Origin of the sequence: Ruminococcus sp. (assembly GCF_017650195.1) — a bacterium.
In the GTDB taxonomy this organism is placed as follows: Bacteria; Bacillota; Clostridia; order Oscillospirales; family Ruminococcaceae; genus Ruminococcus.
In genome coordinates this window covers 1-16,818 of record NZ_JAGCFH010000259.1, presented here as the reverse complement: position 1 = coordinate 16,818, position 16,818 = coordinate 1, and the positions used below count along the sequence as shown (strand labels likewise).

At 44.5% G+C, this 16,818-nt stretch carries 15 protein-coding genes; 9 read left to right on the top strand and 6 right to left on the bottom strand.

Annotated features, from left to right (window positions below):
* Positions 1 to 107: 107 nt before the first annotated feature.
* Genes J6U00_RS11765 through J6U00_RS11745 form a run of 5 tightly spaced genes read right to left on the bottom strand, consistent with a single transcriptional unit; the run spans position 108 to position 4,756 of the window.
* Entirely contained in the window at positions 108 to 1,988 is a 1,881-nt protein-coding gene (locus J6U00_RS11765; protein ID WP_296582075.1) for a serine hydrolase domain-containing protein, read from the bottom strand.
* Between the two features lie 12 nt (positions 1,989 to 2,000).
* Positions 2,001 to 2,777 carry an ABC-2 transporter permease gene (locus J6U00_RS11760; RefSeq protein WP_296582073.1) on the bottom strand — a complete coding sequence of 259 codons (777 nt, stop codon included), beginning with the start codon at positions 2,775 to 2,777 and terminating at the stop codon, positions 2,001 to 2,003.
* Positions 2,778 to 2,788: 11 nt separating this feature from the next.
* Positions 2,789 to 3,529 (bottom strand): hypothetical protein, encoded by a 741-nt coding sequence (locus J6U00_RS11755; RefSeq protein ID WP_296582071.1) that lies wholly within the window; start codon positions 3,527 to 3,529, stop codon positions 2,789 to 2,791.
* Positions 3,498 to 4,382, bottom strand: coding sequence for an ABC transporter ATP-binding protein (locus tag J6U00_RS11750; protein ID WP_296582068.1), 885 nt, complete (start codon positions 4,380 to 4,382; stop codon positions 3,498 to 3,500). Before J6U00_RS11750 ends, J6U00_RS11755 begins: the two co-directional genes overlap by 32 nt.
* A 2-nt stretch (positions 4,383 to 4,384) precedes the next feature.
* Complete coding sequence (locus J6U00_RS11745) at positions 4,385 to 4,756, bottom strand: GntR family transcriptional regulator (RefSeq protein WP_296582066.1); 372 nt, start codon at positions 4,754 to 4,756, stop codon at positions 4,385 to 4,387.
* Positions 4,757 to 5,085: 329 nt separating this feature from the next.
* Between J6U00_RS11745 and J6U00_RS11740 the strand changes: the two genes are divergently transcribed.
* From J6U00_RS11740 to J6U00_RS11700, 9 genes are all read left to right on the top strand, one after another.
* On the top strand, positions 5,086 to 6,633 hold the full coding sequence (locus J6U00_RS11740) for a serpin family protein (RefSeq protein ID WP_296582063.1): 1,548 nt from the start codon (positions 5,086 to 5,088) through the stop codon (positions 6,631 to 6,633).
* 261 nt (positions 6,634 to 6,894) lie between these two features.
* Positions 6,895 to 7,356 carry a sigma-70 family RNA polymerase sigma factor gene (locus J6U00_RS11735; RefSeq protein ID WP_296582061.1) on the top strand — a complete coding sequence of 154 codons (462 nt, stop codon included), beginning with the start codon at positions 6,895 to 6,897 and terminating at the stop codon, positions 7,354 to 7,356.
* Positions 7,353 to 8,489 (top strand): hypothetical protein, encoded by a 1,137-nt coding sequence (locus tag J6U00_RS11730; RefSeq protein ID WP_296582060.1) that lies wholly within the window; start codon positions 7,353 to 7,355, stop codon positions 8,487 to 8,489. Before J6U00_RS11735 ends, J6U00_RS11730 begins: the two co-directional genes overlap by 4 nt.
* Positions 8,490 to 8,642: 153 nt before the next feature.
* Positions 8,643 to 10,034 carry a dockerin type I domain-containing protein gene (locus tag J6U00_RS11725; protein ID WP_296582059.1) on the top strand — a complete coding sequence of 464 codons (1,392 nt, stop codon included), beginning with the start codon at positions 8,643 to 8,645 and terminating at the stop codon, positions 10,032 to 10,034.
* A gap of 16 nt (positions 10,035 to 10,050) precedes the next feature.
* Positions 10,051 to 10,851 carry a hypothetical protein gene (locus tag J6U00_RS11720; RefSeq protein ID WP_296582055.1) on the top strand — a complete coding sequence of 267 codons (801 nt, stop codon included), beginning with the start codon at positions 10,051 to 10,053 and terminating at the stop codon, positions 10,849 to 10,851.
* A gap of 2 nt (positions 10,852 to 10,853) precedes the next feature.
* Positions 10,854 to 11,900: an acyltransferase gene (locus J6U00_RS11715; protein ID WP_296582053.1), complete on the top strand. Its 1,047-nt coding sequence runs from the start codon at positions 10,854 to 10,856 to the stop codon at positions 11,898 to 11,900.
* A 91-nt stretch (positions 11,901 to 11,991) separates the two neighbouring features.
* Positions 11,992 to 12,732 carry a GNAT family N-acetyltransferase gene (locus tag J6U00_RS11710; RefSeq protein ID WP_296582050.1) on the top strand — a complete coding sequence of 247 codons (741 nt, stop codon included), beginning with the start codon at positions 11,992 to 11,994 and terminating at the stop codon, positions 12,730 to 12,732.
* Between the two features lie 59 nt (positions 12,733 to 12,791).
* A complete protein-coding gene (locus J6U00_RS11705; protein WP_296582048.1) occupies positions 12,792 to 15,407 on the top strand; it encodes an ATP-dependent RecD-like DNA helicase in 2,616 nt (871 codons plus the stop codon).
* A 15-nt stretch (positions 15,408 to 15,422) separates the two neighbouring features.
* Positions 15,423 to 16,442: a rod shape-determining protein gene (locus tag J6U00_RS11700; RefSeq protein ID WP_296582046.1), complete on the top strand. Its 1,020-nt coding sequence runs from the start codon at positions 15,423 to 15,425 to the stop codon at positions 16,440 to 16,442.
* 143 nt (positions 16,443 to 16,585) lie between these two features.
* Here the strand turns inward: J6U00_RS11700 and J6U00_RS11695 are convergent.
* On the bottom strand, positions 16,586 to 16,818 hold a 233-nt coding region (locus J6U00_RS11695), incomplete at its 5' end, for a hypothetical protein (RefSeq protein WP_296582044.1).

The window sequence follows — 16,818 nt, the reverse complement described above, 5'->3', positions numbered from 1 at the left end:
TGTATCCTTCCCACTGTCGGGCGGATTCGGGACTTTCACCCTTTAGATACGTGCGCTGCCGAGCGCACAGAAAAATGCCGCAGACAAACTGCGGCATCATGTATATTTCAGCAGCCCCAGAATCTGTACATCTCAAATACAGCTATTGTAGCAGCTGTTGTGATATTACCAGCTATACTGAATATATAACATATTTTTCTGGATTTTGAGGTCTTTCTTTTCAGAATGAAAGCTATCCCTGCAATGGCAGCTGCCCCGCACAGTACAAAGCTTATCATCTGTGTTATACCGGCACAGGCTCCTAAATACTTTGGAAGTCCCGTAGCTGACATTGCAGCGACCAATATAACAACTATCGCAAGCAGTGAAGCCGCCTTTGCAAGCTGAGCCCACGTAAATATGAAATCCCCCTTATACTGGCTGATAAGTTTTGCCTTTTTGAGCTTGCGCTTTGCAAGAAGAACAAATATGGCGGAAATGCCTGAAAGGTAAAATGCAGCCAGCAATGATATCTTCGGTACGTACATCTTTACAGGCATATACTCTACCGCACCTGCTCTTATTCCCTCGGTTCCGTCGGAATATCTGCTTCTTCCGAGGATATGCACTTTATCAGCATAATCATCTGTATACGTATACTTGTAAACATCATTCCCGATATCTGTGTATCCTTCTAATTTGTCCGTATTAACAGCACCGAGGAAACTAAAAAAACTGCCTATTCCTTTAATAGTCGATCGTGACGCAATATATTCGCCTCTGAACCCGACAGGTTTTGCCTTTTCCACTGGAAGATTCTTCCCTGTATAATCTCCGAAAACATACTCTGGCAACATGCTTAACATCGGATTATAAGTATAGTTAGAATTCGTAGTCAGCTGCACTAGTCCGACCTTTGAATCACGGTCAAACAGCATATTTGCAACTCCGGAATTTGTACCACCGTCATGCCCATATGTCTGCACCGCATACTCACTTGACCAGAAACCGTAGCTGCAGCACGGTATATCTGACTCCCCGTAGAAGGACGAGCCTGAGAACAGCTTCTCCTGTGTTTCAGCCTTTTCAAAAAGCGGATGACCGTCATCAACAAAAGCCTGTGCATATCTTGCAAGGTCGCCGATTGTTCCCACAGCGCTTCCAGCCGGATATATCGGACAATAAAACAGCTCGGCTCCTGTTTCCTCCCAGATTGGCAGCATCATAGGCATTTCGTATGATCTCAGCTTTTCACGCTGCTCCTTCACCCACATATTATCACTGTGGTCAGCTGAGACAGCAGTATGCTCCATTCCGAGAGGCTCAAGGATATTTCTGTGAACATAGTCCGTAAAATCCATGTTGCTTACCCGCTGAACTATAAATCCCGCAAGTGCCGCTCCCCAGTTTGAATAGGACGAGACTTCCCCCGGGCGGAAGGTCTGTGCAGGCTCAATCTTACGTAGTTCATCTTCAAGCGAACCTATATCAGCCGCATCCCTGACAAATAACCGATATGTACTTTCGCACCAGCCCCCCTGATGATTCATAAGATCGGTGACCGTGATAGGATCATCGTATTTCAGGTTCTTCATGAAGTTATCGGGAAGATAAGTGCGTATATCAGCATCAAGATCAATTTTCCCCTGCTCCCACAGTTGCATTATGCTAACCCATATCATCGTCTTGGATATGCTTCCCCACTCGAAAACTGCATTTTCGTCGTTAAGAATGTCCTCTTTCATATTGATGTATCCCTCATAATTGGTATACAGTATCTCATCGCCGTGAAAAACTACGACAGATGTAGGCGGCAGCTTACTATTAATTTCTGCACCGTATGTATTCGTTAGTAACCCAACCATTTTTTCAAAGGAGTTAAAGGAAAGGCCTGACGGGAAAGTGAATTCTTCGTCTTTTTCCGCTGCAAAGGCAGTGCTTGAAACCGCGATACCTACCGCAAGAACTAAAGCTGCAGCCCTGCTTATCAATTTATTTATAAGCTTCACGATATCCCTCCCTTACAGCTCTCTCTTTTCGTAATCCACAACAGCACAAACCGCCCGATACACCACAAATCCGAAGCCTATTGTGATGAACAGCATCATTGCCAGCATACCGTTAAAAGGTATTGCAAGCGACTTTATAACAGTTAAGAACATAGCTATCACCGGGAACACTACTTTCTTCACCGGTGTAAACACTATGACTGCCATTAAGAATCCAAAGCCGAAATATCCTCCTACCACCTTAAGGACGCCCTTCAATACTGCGTTCTTTTTTTGTTTATAGCCTTTTTTGTAGTATTTTCTCAGCTTTGATGACATTATCATAAGCGAAAGCATAAATATTATCCCGAAAACTATTCTTGACACAGATTTATCAACAAAAGGTGTAAGAGCAGCATCAAGGAACTTGTTCGTATCCGCATAAGCGTCGTCCGTCCACACAGTGTCATATAGTCCCATTTTATTTGTGATTGTCATGATAATAAAGGCTATAATTCCGGCTATCGTAGTTATAAGTGTAAGCAGTGCAAATCTTGCTATGACTACACTTTTTCTATCCGTTGGAACTACTCCGAAGGACTTTCTGTAGTCTTTTTTCTCCTCGTTGCTGAGCACCCCTGAACACATAACGATTGCAATAATAAGAACGGCAAGTGAAACGAAAGAACCTGCAAAGACAAGAGCTATACCAAACACTATCGTAAAGAAAAGACCGAACTTAAAGTCAGAATCCTTTTTACCCTTAAATCCCATGAGATCTATCCGCATAAGATCTATTATCCTTTTCATAGAAACCTCTCCTATATTTCGTAGTCAGCCGTCTTTTTCACTGTGATACGGCAGAATAATATGCTCAAAGCCACAGCAGCTACATTGAGTGCAATTCCCCACACCCATGTACCTGCTGCCGAAGAAGGAAACAGCCATTCATCATACGGGGGTATCACTTTTCTCAAAACAAGCTCAACACTTACTATAAACGCGATTATCGCGACTGCAAAGACCAACAGTATGTTTCTTATATCATGTTCATGCTTTTCTATAGCCGACCTCATGTTAATGAACGTGACCTGTACGATCAGCAAAGCACATACAAAAATAACGAGATGAACAAATTTAACAATTTTTTCATCAAAGACATTAATTCCTTCACAAGTGTGTATTTCCTTGCAAAATATTTCAACCTTTGGCGGGAATATCTCATAAAGCTTTGATAATCTGCTTATCCCCATAAGGATAAGTGTAATAAGCTCGCTTACAAGAAGAGCAATGATAGTCTCCGTAAACTCAGCTCTTACGAAGGAAGCTCTGCTCACAGGAAGTATTCCGCGTACTCTTCTGAAATTCGGATTATTTGCAGTATTCTGTGCAGGTGCAAAGAATGCAGCACTGGAAATGAAAAGAAACACACCGAATATGGGATTGAACACCCCGAAAGCAGTAATTATAAGGCATATTAAAAGCATCCCACCGAAAAAAGGCAGCGCAGAATTGACCGAGGTAATAAAATCAAACCTTATCAGCTTCATTATCTCTTTCACGGCGATCCTCCTTTGCAATATATACCAGTATCTCGTCTATACTTGCCTTTTCAGTTTCAAGCTCGTCGGAGAGTATACCTGTATCCTCTATTTTCATCATCGCGTCGAAGCCGTTGCGGTATGCATGGAAGCCTATGAACTTTTCCATTGCGCCGGAGGGTATATCATTCTCTGCTCCCTTGACCACAACATAGTTCTCGGTAAGCTCATCTTTTGTACCAGTGAACCATACCTTTCCGTTATGAAGTATAGTCACATAGTCAGCGATACGCTCCACATCGGAAGTTATATGGGTTGAAAACAATACGCTTCTTTTTTCATCTTCTATATACTCAGCCAGTATATCAAGAAGTTCATCACGAGCGACAGGATCGAGACCGCTTGTAGGCTCGTCAAGTATCATGAACTCAGCGTTGTGAGAAAGCGCAACCGCTATCATCAGCTTCATTTTCATGCCCTTTGAGAAATCGCCTACAGCTTTATCTGTCGGAAGTCCAAACTTCTTTATCCTTGCGGCATACTCATCGCTGTCCCATTCCTTGTAAAATGGTTTGAACTGCTGCTCTATCTGCTTTACATTGAGATTATCTGCGATATAAAGGCTGTCGAAAACCACACCTAGCTTTTCCTTTATAGCAATAGTATCCTTGATGCTGTCAAGGCCGAAAACACTTATCTTGCCGCTGTCAAACTTAGCCATATCAAGTATGGAACGGATAGTCGTGGTCTTTCCGGAGCCGTTTTCACCGACAAATCCCATGATATACCCCCTAGGCAGCGAAAAGCTCACATCTCTAAGCGAAAAGCCCTCGTAAGTCTTGTTAAGTCCTTTGATTTCTAGAATATTCTCCATAATCATTCCTCCATAAATCTTTTCAGAGCTTCAACTATCTCTTTGTCGGAAAGTCCGGCATTCCTTCCGTTTGCCACGACCTTTTCCATAGCTTCTTCCATTTCACAGAGCATACGCTCCCGAAGGAGCTCGTTATTGCGCGGCGCAACGAAAAAACCTTTGCCCGTAACTGAAACGATGAATCCTTCATCGGCAAGGTCGTTATAAACTCTTGTTGTGGTGATCGCACTTATTTTCAGGTCCCGAGCAAGTTGCCTGATTGACGGCAGCTGTTCGTTTTCCTCGGTTTTCCCTTCGAGAATCTGAGCCTTAATCTGTTCCTCAATCTGTTCATAGATTGGGACATCTGATCTGTTTTTTATAATTATCTTCATGAAGCGCCTCTTTGTCAACTGCACATACTGTACTTATCCGTACTTATTCGTATATATACAGTATAGCACCTATTTTCCTGTTTGTCAATACCTATTTTTTTATTATTTTTGAGGAACACTGAAATTTTGTCAGCCTGGCAGAAAGGCCGCAGATGCGTAATTTCCCCGAACTGCTAACCCACAAACTCTCAGGAAAAGCAGGCTTATTTACAAAATATTTACAATCACAGCCGCACATCTCACCCGTCTGAAGCGTTATATAATCAGAAAAGTGTATTATACGCACAGACGCGACAAATATATTCAAGAACAGAATAGGAGGTATTATCATGGATTTCAGAAGGATCATCGCAGCAGTTGCTGCATTGTGCATCACAGCCCCGACCGTCTCGGGAATTGTTACCACAAATGCCACTTCACCTATCAATTCCGACAATATTGTGACAGGCGACGTTAACGTGGACTATGTTTTCAACCTTTCGGATATCGTATTGTTCCAGCGCTGGCTGAGAGGCGACAAAGATCTGTTCCCTGCTTACGGCGAACCCGGCCCCGGTGCAGACGCCAACAAGGATGGAAAAAACGACGTATTCGACCTTGTAGCTATGAGAAAGCTACTTGTTCAATGTATAAAAAATGCTCCTGAACCAAGTTATGCACCGCAGGCACAGAATCTCTGCGCAGGCATAGAAAAATCTCCTGGTACATCAGGCATAATCATGAATGAGGGTTACCAAAATTATAAAGAATTCATCGATAGTCAGCTCGACTTCACGGTCGGACTTCTACAGAAGACCTATAGTGAAAACAAGGGAGAAAACAATCTTATCTCCCCTTATTCCATAGCACAGGCTCTCGGCATGACTGCAAACGGTGCGGCTGGCAGTACCCTTGACGAAATGGAAAATGTCATCGGCGGTGGTATGCCTATTGACAGTCTCAACCGCTATTTTCGCGGACAGCGCGAAATGACCGTTAACGAAAGTGACGAACCGAAGTGGTCTATAAATACCGCTAACTCTATATGGATAAGAAACAATAGGAATCGTATACAGGTGCTCCCCGGATTTATACAGAACTGTGTTGACTATTACGATTCAGAGTGCTATATAACTCCCTTTGACGATACAACTCTAGCCGACGTGAACAACTGGGTAAACTGCAAGACAAATGAGATGATACCAACTATACTAAATATGATTGATCCGAATGACGTCATGTACCTCGTGAACGCTGTGACATTTCAGGCTGAATGGGCTGAACCTTATGAGAAATACATGATTACAGACGGAAAATTCACAGCGGCAGACGGCACTGTACAGGAAGCAGAAATGCTCAGCAGCTCTGAGGACTATATAAGTGACGATAACACCAAGGGAATAATAAAAGATTACACCGGTCTGAGATATGCCTTTGCTGCTCTTCTCCCCGATGATAACACTTCTATGGACAGCTATATCGAGAGCCTTACCGCCGAAAAGCTAAGGGATCTCCTTTCAAACAGGTTCGGAAAGAATTATTCACAGGCAACTGCTGTGCTGCCTAAGTTCAGCTACGAATATGAAAACGAACTCAGCGAAGAACTCGCGAATATGGGTATGCCTACCGCCTTCAGTGATGAGGCGGACTTCTCAAATATGTCAGCTATCGCGTATTTAAACCCTCTGCAAATAGGCTATGTTATCCACAAGACCTTTATTGAACTCGACGAAAACGGCACCAAGGCTGCCGCTGCGACACTCGTTGCAATACAGGATAAGGCGATGCCGATTAAACCCAAAAAAACGATAGTGTTTGACCGTCCCTTCGTTTACTGCATCTATGATACAGAAACTTACGTCCCCTTATTTATTGGAGTGCTGAATTCATTAAGCTGATTTTAAGACTTTTTTAAGCATCGTTTGTTATATTTTATGTGTAAAGCCGTATCTGCACATAAACGGCACAAACGATTTCTCTTTGTAAGGGGAAAACTCAGGTACCGTATCCAAGTGATACGGTTTTCCTGTTTATTAACATATTTTTAGCTGTTTTTTGCTGACTGACCTGTAAAAATTGCTATATCTCCGCTTTACAGTTGCTTTATTGATAATAATGTGTTATAATATGCTTTATAAGACTCGGAGGGAGGCGGTCCTGTGTCATTTGATATAGATGAGCAGTATGAAAAGATATATCGTTACTGCTTTCTGCGCGTGAGACACAAAGAAACTGCCGAGGATCTGACCCAGGAGACCTTTCTCCGTTACCTCGAACACCCACACTACAGCAGCGTTGACAAGACGCTGCAGCTTCTTTACACTATCGCCGGCAATCTCTGCACTGACGAGTTCAGAAAAAAAAGGACGGAAGAACTCCCAGATACGGAAATGTCCTCCGAAAGCGTCGAGGACGACGTGCTCTCGAACTTCGACCTGAAACAGGCACTCGAGAAACTTTCCGAGGAGGACAGGGAGATAATACTTCTGAGATATGTAAACGAAGTGCCTGTGAATGTTATCGCAAAGCTGTATAACATATCGCGTTTTGCACTGAACCGCAGGATAAACCGTATCCTCGGAACGCTGCATGATTATATGGGAAGGGAGGAGCTTATATGACAGAAAGAGAGAAAAAAGCTCTTGCTGATGCTTTCGGCTTTGAAGAACCTGACAGGAAGGAAGAATTCACCGAAATATTCAGAAAAAAAGAGTTCTTTCAGTATAAAAGACAAATATTCCCGACTGCCGTAAAATTTACCGCAACTGCCGCAATTATTGCTGCTATTGTGAGTACTGCTTTGATAATGCCCCAAAATCGGCACAGCTTCATCACCAACGATAATGAGATATCCGTTACCGGAACTGCTACCACAGCTGTACCAGCAACCACTACCGCATTTGCCGTATCAGCTGGTGCGGAGGTGACAACAGTAAAAAATACTGCTGCGAAGGCGGCAAATACAACGGTAACGACGCAGACCGTCACAAATGCTTTAAAAGGTGTGGGAACTACACAAAAGACTTCGGAGGAACCGACTTCCAATCCGGAATTAACAAAAGCCATTAAAGAGCAGGAAGCTTCTTCTGCTGTCGTCACCACAGAAGCTGAGGATACCGCTCCGGAAACATCGGCAGTACGTGATATGACGGTCTCTCCGGAGAATGTCATAGCATTGCGCGAAAGAATAATAAGCGAGGAGGAACTTTCTGAGCCTCTGAGCGATTATGCTGGTTCTCCTGCCCTCGGTAGAAAAGATGAGGTCGTCCCCAACCACTCAAAATCCTCCCAAAGCATGTCCTTATCCATGATGTATAAAAATTCCTGCGCTGTAGTACTTGCAAATCTTGATGAAATAGTGTATACTTCTATAGGCGGATATGCATACACCGCAGAAAATCTTACCGTAGAAAGGGTATACAAGGGCAGTCTTGGAGAAAAAGACAGGATAACCGTGTTTTTCAGCGGCGGCTATCTGCCAGCCGAGGATTATATTTCTTTATACTGCAAAGAATATTTACAGGACGCCGGAGAATACTCTGTCCGAATATCCGGAGACTGCCGCGGCGAACAGCTTAAGGGTAGAAAATATATTTTCTTTCTCACAGACGGCAGCTATCCCCTGCCTGTTGGAGGCTTCGCACCTGTATTCCTCGGTGACTCCTCCGTCTTTGAAGACATCGACGGCATATATACAGCCGTTGGAGATACAGAATTGACATTTACTCCTCAGCAAGCTGCGGACGGCTTCTGAAAACTCAGCAAAGCTTTGATACAAACCGCGTAAGACAGCCGACTAACGGCTTACGCGTCAGGAATTAAATCTTTTTCATGTTTTATGTCACATTTTCCTTTACTGATTCGTATATTAATATTGAACGATTAAAAAATGAAAGGAAGTCTTTTTATGAAACATCATAAGCTCCTGAGCCTTTTCCTTGCTGCCATAATTTCCACAGGCAGTATTTTCCCGATATCTGTAAATGCAGCTGTTACAGGCGACCTGGATGGCGATGGCGTGGCAACTGCCGATGATCTTTCCCTTTTACAGGGATATATTCTCGGAACAAAAGAGCTCACCAAGGCTCAGTCGGAGGCTGCTGATATCAACGGCGACGGCAAAACTGATGTATACGATGTGGTACAGCTCCGCAAAACGATCCTTTCCTCGGAAAGAACTATCAAATTCACAGCTGTGACCAAAAGGTATACCTCTGGCTACAAGTCAGATATAAAGAACGCGAACACCGAAGGAAACGGAGTCGCAGTGACCTCATGTAGCGCGCTGAAAACAGCTCTATCGCCATATTTTGAAGACAGCGTGATAAACAGCCAGCTTGAGACATACAATGATGCCTTTTTTGAGAAATCAGTACTACTGCTCAAGCCTGTATACCTCAATCCTGCAAATTACCAGAAAAAAAGAGTGACCACCACAGAGAGTTGCGGCTGCAGCAGCAGCTATGCTGGTATATATACTACCAAAAACGTAACCTCTTACCTTAATATAAGAAAAGAGCACTCGGCAAGCTCCGAATCCATAGGCAGAATACCGCCGGATTCAACTATTACCGTTACCGCCGGCGACGGTCAGTGGGCTCACGTTACATACAACGATATATCTGGCTATGCAAATATGGACTACATGCAAAAGGTCTCTGAGCCTGCTCCTACCTACGAGTTCCTTCCGGATATAAAGTTTGATTCTGTAAAGTATTCGGACGGAAAGCTTAACATCACAGCAAGCGAGTTCAAGGCAAGCGCTCCAGTAGGCTTTGCCCCGGCTCTGCTCCTTGAAGCTGTGATAGACAAGAAGGACTACTATGCAAGCTCAACAAAATGGGATGTAACAATAACTGTATCCCCTGCGGAAAAGTACGACTATCCGCTAGCTAAAGCTCATCTTGACACTATAGGTTGGGATATGCAGGCTGCCTTCAATGCCGCAGCAGGCATCACATACTATGGTCAGAAGCCGGATATGCCGCAGGATGCAAATCATTCACTTGAATTCTATGCCGACTTTGGTTTCAAAAACGGCAAGGGCAACTGCTATGTCATGGCTGCGATGTTCTGCGAAATGGCGAGACTTCTTGGCTACGACGCACATCTTATCTCAGGCAGAGTGCCGCTCTTACAGGGAGGCTACGGTCCCCACGCATGGACAGAGGTCAATATAAATGGATCTACTTACGTCTGTGACCCTGACTTTGCCAACGAAACTAAAAGAAACGGTTATATGATAACATACGGTCAGTCTGGAACCTGGAAATATACCAAGGATGACGTTATCGACTGATCAAGGAGGATAAAAAATGAAAAAATTAATGGCAACCATCACATTATTTGCAGCCCTTGCTCTTACGGGCTGCGGAAATGTAACCCCCTCTGCTGATATCTCACCTACAGCAACTACAGAGGCTACTACGACAAATGAAGAAAAATACAAGCTAATAGGTGAAAAGAATGATGCAGAAAATCAGTTCGCAGTACTTCTTTCAAACAAGACCCAAAAGGAGATCATCGGCGTCACAGTAAAATCAGGAGCTGACGACAAGTATCCGGCTAATATGCTCAAAAAGGACGACAGCTTCGCTGTAAACGAGAGCCGTAACCTGTACTACACTCCCTCAAGCATTTCAGACCACGCTCTCGGAAACAACGGCGCTCTCGCAAATGAAGAGTATACAATAAAGCTCACCTTCAGCGACAGCAAGACTGCAGAACTACACCAGTTCCCGTTCACAGACGCTGATCTCGCTGAGATCCACCTTGACGGAGATATTGCATACATTGATTACCAGTCAAGGGTCTCAGGCAAAAAGTACTCCACCAAGGACGCTGAAAACATGATAAAGTCCACTGAGGCTGTTACAGAAACTTCAACAAAGATTGAAGAGGAAACCACTACATCAGAGGAGGAGCCGGAATACACTCAACCCGTATACGATGAGCCTGTATATACTCAGCCTGCTTCAACCTATGTAGAGCCAACAACAACTCAGGCTCCTGTCTATACAGAGCCCCCCACGCAGGCACCTGCGCCCACAGAAGCTCCTACAGAAGCTCCCACAGAAGCTCCTACTGGCTGCGGAGACAATTTCCTTTTTAACTGATCATGAAAAACAGGATACTTTACCTCAGCCGTCTTAAAGCCCTTGCCTGCATAGCCGTTACTGTGCTTCATACATTTCTTGCAGTAAAAAGCCTGTCCGCAGATCCTTCTGTTCAGGGCAGCATGATGGCTGTAAGGAACGCTATGATGTGGGCTGTGCCTTGCTTCGTAATGGCTTCCGGCGCACTACTCCTTGACAGCAGGCGTCTTCTCACGCCGAAAAAACTGTTCTGCAAATACATATTCCGCATGGCCATTGCCCTCATTGTATTTTCGGTGCTCTTTTCACTGTTTGACGGTATACTCATAAATCATATCTCGGGCGGAGCAATATGCAAGGACATATTCAGCGATATCTTTCTGGGTACAGGCTGGATACATATATGGTATATCTACCTGCTGATAGGTATATACCTGCTTCTGCCACTGTATAAGCTCATAAGCAGCAATGCAAAACCCACTGAACTGAGATACCTACTCCTCATTTACGGACTGTTCCTTTCGGTCCTCCCGTTCATCGAAACTATAAGTGGAAAGAAGCTGCCATTCTATATATGCGTATTCAGCATATATCCGCTTTACTTCTTCCTGGGTCACGTTCTTCATGTGGGTATAATAAAACTACCGAAAAACGCCTGCGGAATAATGTTCCTGATATGTACTGGCATTACGGTAATGCTCACGATATATGCGTATAACTCGTCCGTATCGTCTCCGGAAACAAGCGGAAAGCTGATATCTCTCCTTGGATTATACTCCTTCCCTCTGTATGTCGCAGCCTCTATAGGAGCATTCGGATACATGAGAAAAACGAGAAATCAACCTGTTCCGGTGCTAGATAATGTCGCAGCAGAGCTTGACCGCTGTTCCTTCGGTATATACCTGATACACATGGCGGTACTGAAGTTCATATTTGCAGTAATAAAATTCAATCCCATCGAACACGGCGGTACAATAGCAGTAATAGGTATATGTATCATCACTCTTGTTGTATCTTATGTGATAACAAGACTGCTAAAGCTTGTTCCATATGTAAACAAGATAATATAAACACCTGGCTCCCTTCGGGGAGCTTTTTTGTTGCGCTCTGTTTACGGATATGATATAATCATTATATGGCTATTAAATTTGAGGTGATATCGTGAATCAGATAACTTTCAGCGAATTCAGCCACTTTATTCCTGTTGCAGACAGCAATGCACTTTGCAGGGTATATCCACTGTCCGTAGCGGAAGGGGTTCAGAGTGGAAGGATATACAGTGACAGTAGCGAGAGCTGTGTACTGATACGTCACCAAAACAACTTTTCATTTCTTTCCGGAGAACCCAGTGAAACATTTCTGCGCAGGGTATATGATCTTGTTATAAATGACGGCTTGAAGCTTATGTGTAACGATGAAATGCTGTGCAGTTTATTCGAAAAATGGGGTGGCGCATCGTTTCTGCCACGCAGCTTTTACTCCTATCCGTCAGATAAGCCTCCTAAAGCAGTCATTCCCAGCGGATATGAAGCAAAATGTATTGACGAACAGCTTTTCAGTCTCCTTGAAGGCAGGGTCTCTCCCAAAATATTCTGGCAGGACTTTGAGAAGTTCAGGCAAAACGGGAAGGGAGTATGCTTGATGTACGGCAGCGAGCCTGCGTCGTGGGCGTTTACCGCCGCTGTAAGCAACGATGAGGCTGATATAGGCATAGAGACTGCCGAAGCCCACAGGCACCGTGGACTCGCTTACGCAGCATCCTCACTTCTTATAAAAAAACTACTTCCGTCCAGACGTCCGACATGGTCATGTCAGCAGTCAAACAAGGGGTCTGCACGGACTGCTGAAAAACTCGGCTTTGTAAAATATGCGGATTGCATAATGATAAAAAAGGCTGACTGAGCCTTTCCCGTAACACTCTCTTCCCTGCACGCATATAATAGTGCGAAAGGAGTGGTTTTATGGAAACTGCCGAGATAATCGCCGTATCAGCCGTTGTACTGCTTATCGGTTTGGAGCTTTTATGCCTTTTTCTCTGCTCAAAGCTTAAATGCAGGAGTTATCCCCTATGGGTCATTGTGCCTGTACACACAATGGACAGTGAGCTGTCTCAACGCCTCGACTACATCGGAGCCATGATAGAGGATGGCAGCACACTTATAGGCAATATTCTTCTGATGAACATGAACGCAGATGAAAAGCAGCTCCGACTTTGCAGGGAGTTTTGCAGCCGTTATCACGCTGCAGAGATCATTCTTCCGGAGGATATCGGAAGATCTGTGAAAAACTATTTGCATTTTCAAAGCAATTATGATATAATTTATATTGAATGTTTGTGTGCAGAGGTGATTATGGTGGAGCATGAGGTCCTTCACATAGAAGGCTCGGTGGAAAACGTCCTTTACAAAAATGAAAACAACGGCTATATAGTCCTTGACCTTGACGCAGGCGGAGAGCTCATCACAGTTGTAGGAGAGCTTGGAGACATTGAGGAGGGCGAGGGTCTTATCCTTGAAGGCAGCTACATCTCGCATCCCCGCTTCGGCACTCAGTTCAGCGCAGTATACTGCGAGAGAAAGCTACCAGAGACCGTTCTTAATATCGAAAAATATCTCGCCTCCGGTGCTGTAAAGGGAATAGGTCCCGGACTTGCCAAAAAGATAGTAGAGGTATTCGGTGACAAGACTCTCGATATAATGGAAAACGCACCGTTCAGACTGGCAGAGATAAAAGGCATATCTCCGAAAAAATGTGACGAGATAGCTTCAGAGGCACAGAAGCTCTTCTGTCTAAGGAACCTTATGTCATTTCTTTCCCAGTACGAGATAAAGTCACGCTTTGCCATGAACACCTATAGGAAGTACGGATCCGACGCAATGACGCTTTTAAGGCTAAACCCATATCTTCTCTGCGGAGATTACATAGAGCTTGACTTTTCCAAGGCTGATACTATTGCTCATGATATGCACATAGCCCGCAACGATAGCAAGCGGATAATCGCAGGAGTGCAATACATACTCCGTGCAAACGGAGGCATTGGTCACACCTGCCTGCCCCTCGAGGTGCTTGCAAAGAAAACACAAGATACCCTCGAAGTATCGGAAAGTGATTTCTATAGTGCATACAATGAAGCTCTTAAAGATGATGAGCTCTTCGAGTTCGTCAAGAACGATATCGAATTCGTATATCTCCCGGATTATTTCTATGCGGAGAGCTTCATTGCGGACAGGATACATATACTAAAGGATTTCTCCTCACCCGAGGACTTCAACTATGATACTCTCATAGATATCGAAGAGGATGAGCATAACATAAAATACGAAAGATTACAGCGGCAGGCTATAACCACCGCTGTCTCAAGGGGACTTATGGTGCTGACAGGAGGTCCCGGTACAGGTAAGACCACCACTCTCAACGCCATGATATCCATATTCGAGAAGCGCGGTATGAAAGTACTCCTTGCAGCTCCTACGGGACGTGCGGCAAAGCGTATGTCTGACCTTACAGGCTGTGAGGCAAAGACTATACACCGTCTCCTTGAAGTAGTATACGATTCAGGAGACAAGCTCACATTCGCCCATAACGAGAACAATCCCCTTGACTGCGACGTGCTTGTGATAGACGAGATGTCAATGGTTGACGTCATACTGTTTGAGAAGCTGCTCCGTGCAATACGTCTCGGCTGCCGGCTCATAATGGTGGGCGACAGCGACCAGCTTCCCTCTGTTGGCGCTGGGAACCTCCTCGGAGATATAATCGACAGCGGTATAGTTCCCGTAACAGAGCTTAAGGAGATATTTCGTCAGGCTCAGCAGAGCTGCATAGTCACAAACGCACATAAAATAGTTGCAGGTGAATACCCTGATCTCACCAGAAAGGACAGCGACTTTTTCTTCTTTAAGCGCGATGACTATCAGCAGGCACTAAAGCTCATAGTTGACCTTGCAAAAACAAGACTTCCAAAAGCCTATAGCTACTCTCCTACAGAGGATATACAGATACTTACCCCGTCAAGAAAGGGAGTTACAGGTACTGTGGAGCTTAACAAGCTCCTGCAATCTGAGCTCAATCCCCCGTCTAAGAACAAGCAGGAGAAAAAGGGCTTCGTATACACTTACCGTGAAGGCGACAAGGTGATGCAAACACGCAACAACTACGATATAACGTGGTCGAAGGAGGGCGAACAGGGGGCAGGTATCTTCAATGGAGATATCGGACGCATAATAAGTATCGACAACAGGAGCTCCCTTGCAGTCATAGACTTCGACGGCAGGAAGGCTACATACACCTTTGACCTTTTGTCTCAGGTGGATCTTGCCTATGCTGTGACGGTACACAAAAGTCAGGGCTGCGAGTTTGAAGCAGTCATACTCCCCATAATGGGCGGATTCGACAAGCTATGCTACAGAAATCTACTGTATACAGCCGTTACAAGAGCAAAAAAGCTCCTCATAATCATAGGGAGCGAGGAAAATATATATAAAATGGTAGACAACAATAAGCGCACAAGGCGTTACACCTGTCTGCGCTATATGCTCGCAGGAACTGCAAATAGCAGCTCTCCCTTCGGGCAGTGAGAAAGGAAGATAGAAATGGCAAACACTGATATCGGAATCGACCTCGGTACTTCCAATATCGTCATGACTATGGGCGGTAAAGGTGTTGTACTGAGCGAGCCCTCTGTCATAGCATTCAATACACGAACAGAAAGAGTTCTTGCTGTAGGCAAGGAAGCCTACGAGATGATAGGCAGGAACCCTGATTATATCGCTGTAAGGCGCCCTATAAGCGAGGGCGTGATCTCTGACGACGACCTTACCCACAGCATGATACGTGAGTTCATTCTCAAGGTCACAGGCAGACAGCTCGTCAAGCCTCGTATAGTAATATGTATCCCTTCCTTTATCACAGATATAGAAAGTCGGGCAGTTGTTGAAGCCGCAAAGAGTGCAGGTTCTAGGCAGGTCTATCTCATTCAGGAGCCTATCGCAGCCATGATAGGCGCAGGCGTAAACATAACCAAGGCAAAGGGGCACATGATAGTGGATATAGGCGGCGGCACAACTGACGTTGCCATAGTTTCCATGAATGGCGTGGTAAGATCCCATACAGTCAAAGTGGCAGGAAACGCCATAGACCGCTCAATAATAAAGTATATGCAAAATAAGTACAAGCTCCTTATCGGTGAGAGGACTGCCGAAAAGGTAAAAATAGAGCTTTGTAACCTCTACGACCCAAGCGACGAGGTTACATATATTGTCAAGGGAAGAAGTCTCCTTAAGGGCCTGCCTGCACAGGTGCTTCTCAGCGAAACGGAACTGTTTGAAGCTATCGAGGATGATACCTTCGCTATAATGGAAGCTATCCGCAAGGTACTTGAGGAAGCTCCACCCGAGCTAGTAGGAGATATCTACGATAACGGACTGCTCCTCACAGGTGGAGGAGCGCTTCTCGGCGGACTTACTCAACTCATCAAGCGAACCCTCGGCATAAATTGCAATATTGCCAAGGACTCCATAAACTGCGTAGCCAAGGGCACGGGTATGGCATTTGGAAAGATGACTACCCTACTGGACGGTTTCGAAGCTGCAACAGTATACAAATACAGATAAACAAACATGGGCGCACACTGTGCGCTGCTCTTAGCGGAACAATCAATCAGCCAAACTGAATAGGAAAAAAGCCGGTACTTCATGTATCGGCTTTAATATTAATCATATTTCTTTCCATATAAAAATATGGACATTAAGGCGACTTATTTTGTTACATCTATTAATACTATTTTACAATTCGGATGCTGCTCTTTGATCTTGTCAGTATCAATATCATTCAGATTTTCTTTGGTCTCAATTTCAAGATATTGCAGATCTTTTATATTACTAAGAGCGCTTGCATAATCAATGCCTTTAAGTTCGTTTAAGCGTAGGTATTTAAAACCATCAATACAACTGAAAGAAGAAATATCCATTCCAGAACAGTAAATATATC

Coding starts and splice junctions, on each gene's coding strand:
- J6U00_RS11745 (WP_296582066.1), bottom strand. CDS start 4,756: ATGAAGATAATTATAAAAAACAGATCAGATGTCCCAATCTATGAACAG.
- J6U00_RS11705 (WP_296582048.1), top strand. CDS start 12,792: ATGGAAACTGCCGAGATAATCGCCGTATCAGCCGTTGTACTGCTTATC.
- J6U00_RS11720 (WP_296582055.1), top strand. CDS start 10,051: ATGAAAAAATTAATGGCAACCATCACATTATTTGCAGCCCTTGCTCTT.
- J6U00_RS11700 (WP_296582046.1), top strand. CDS start 15,423: ATGGCAAACACTGATATCGGAATCGACCTCGGTACTTCCAATATCGTC.
- J6U00_RS11750 (WP_296582068.1), bottom strand. CDS start 4,382: ATGGAGAATATTCTAGAAATCAAAGGACTTAACAAGACTTACGAGGGC.
- J6U00_RS11725 (WP_296582059.1), top strand. CDS start 8,643: ATGAAACATCATAAGCTCCTGAGCCTTTTCCTTGCTGCCATAATTTCC.
- J6U00_RS11730 (WP_296582060.1), top strand. CDS start 7,353: ATGACAGAAAGAGAGAAAAAAGCTCTTGCTGATGCTTTCGGCTTTGAA.
- J6U00_RS11740 (WP_296582063.1), top strand. CDS start 5,086: ATGGATTTCAGAAGGATCATCGCAGCAGTTGCTGCATTGTGCATCACA.
- J6U00_RS11760 (WP_296582073.1), bottom strand. CDS start 2,777: ATGAAAAGGATAATAGATCTTATGCGGATAGATCTCATGGGATTTAAG.
- J6U00_RS11715 (WP_296582053.1), top strand. CDS start 10,854: ATGAAAAACAGGATACTTTACCTCAGCCGTCTTAAAGCCCTTGCCTGC.